The organism is Lactiplantibacillus sp. B652 (assembly GCF_023806745.1).
GTDB lineage: Bacteria > Bacillota > Bacilli > Lactobacillales > Lactobacillaceae > Lactiplantibacillus > Lactiplantibacillus pentosus.
In genome coordinates this window covers 19,593-21,124 of record NZ_JAMSKY010000019.1, presented here as the reverse complement: position 1 = coordinate 21,124, position 1,532 = coordinate 19,593, and the positions used below count along the sequence as shown (strand labels likewise).

At 34.6% G+C, this 1,532-nt stretch carries 1 protein-coding gene; it reads right to left on the bottom strand.

Annotated elements, in window-relative coordinates; translation table 11 throughout:
* The coding region (locus MZO40_RS15555) for a BspA family leucine-rich repeat surface protein (RefSeq protein ID WP_252133397.1) at positions 1–1,532 on the bottom strand (1,532 nt) is incomplete at both ends.

Sequence of the window (1,532 nt, the reverse complement as noted above, 5' to 3'; positions counted from 1 at the left end):
TTGGTTATAGGAATCTTCTTAATATTAATAATGATAGTTTTAATGCCATCATCACCAACTGTAATAGTGGATGGGACCTGTTCATCCTTATTAGCTAACTCATAACCATCCGGTAACGAGAGCTTAACATCAATTTTATCGCCAACTTTTCCTGAAACTTGGTCAGTTTTTACTACCTTGCCATCTGGATCGATATAGTTGATAGTTCCTGTTTTGGTTATAGGAATCTTCTTAATATTAATAATGATAGTTTTAATGCCATCATCACCAACTGTAATAGTGGATGGGACCTGTTCATCCTTATTAGCTAACTCATAACCATCCGGTAACGAGAGCTTAACATCAATTTTATCGCCAACTTTTCCTGAAACTTGGTCAGTTTTTACTACTTTACCATCCTGGTCAACGTAATTGATTAAACCAGTTTTAGATTGGCTTTCGTTATTAACGACATATGTTGCATTAGCTATTGAATAATCGTCATCTCCATCTAAAATAATTTTAGGAGTCTCATATGAAGTATGATTCAATTTATTAAGCTTATCAATTTCAGCTTGTACTATACGGTAAATGGTTGACCTGACAGATTCCCTAGAGTCATAAATTGTTGGAGTATCAATAATAGCTAAAATTTTTCCAGTATTGTCTTTAAGAGTAACCTGATTGGGTATAATTGATTCTTCATTAGATGCAACGATTTTATATGGTAAAGACGAAGCAGTAAACATATAAAGCATATCCGTTGTTGGTCTAATGTTCCAAGTGTTTAAACCAGATACTGATGCCGAAGAAGCAAAAAACATATTAGACATGTCAGTAACATTACTGGTATCCCAATGACTTAGATCGCCAATCACGCCATTATAGCAATAAAACATACAAGACATATTTCTAACATTACTTACATTCCAATCACCTATATTACCAAGAACAAGCTTACTATTGTAAAACATCCAAGACATATCAGCAACGTTATTAGTATCCCAATCACCTAGATTACCTGCATCACTAAGTAAAGGACTCTCCTTAAACATGTTCGACATATCAGTAACATTACTGGTATCCCAATGACTTAGATCGCCAACTGTTTTTAACCCAGTACTAAAAGCAAATAAAGAGTCCATATTCGTGATATTCCGTGTATCCAGGTTACTTACATCTGCATTTATCAGACCGGTCTTATAAAATACAGATGACCAATCATTGTCAGTTGCAGTGACTTTATCACTATATTTTCCAGACGTCTTGCTTATTGCAAATGCTAAACTTCGGGATGCCAAACTCTTGGCTAGTTTTGATGAAATCCCAACTCCAGTTGCATTTCCAATCTTTACTCCAGCGTTATCAAAGTCATTTAGATTTGGCACAATAATATGTCTAGTATCTTGTCCATGATAGCTAGTCAGATTAAAGGTATTAGAATCATTTTGATAATCCCAATCTTTTACATTAACGGTTCCATAAATATTGGAATCTAAGCTATCAGAATTACTTGTATCAGCAGCATCCGTTGCAGAACTTGGAACTGTCTG